The sequence below is a fragment of the Serratia sp. Ser99 genome, assembly GCF_024519545.1.
Classification (GTDB): domain Bacteria; phylum Pseudomonadota; class Gammaproteobacteria; order Enterobacterales; family Enterobacteriaceae; genus Serratia; species Serratia liquefaciens.
The window spans coordinates 1-372 of the sequence record NZ_JALJRT010000035.1; the positions used below are offsets into that span (position 1 = coordinate 1).

Consider the following 372-nt stretch of genomic DNA (forward strand, 5'->3'; position numbering starts at 1 on the left):
AAATATCCCCCACCGCAAACCAATACTAAATCGAAAAGTATGACTTACAGATAAACCAGTTCAAGGGTGGTCAAACCATCTAAGATGACCGGTTTAGTCAGATCCAATTCAGAAGCTTTATTGATATAAGCTTGCACCATTAAGTCTATGGTTACGTTTTTGATGGCATCAGGATCAGGGAACGAGCCCCACACCTTCATCCACGAAAGCTGACGTTTAACACCGATGCTATAGAAGTTATTTTCACCACCATCACCACTACTATGAGTCCATTTCCCAGTCTCCCCCTCACGCGTGATGACTGATCCTACCCCTGACCCAAAGTGGATCGCGTATCCGCCGATACGAGCTGAGTTACTGAGCCCAAGACCC

Annotated in this window: 1 pseudogene; it reads right to left on the minus strand. The window is 46.0% G+C overall.

The annotated features are described in order from the left end of the window. Nucleotides 1–44: 44 nt before the first annotated feature. Nucleotides 45–372 (minus strand): annotated as a pseudogene (locus tag NR114_RS24220) (hypothetical protein); the annotation flags it as partial.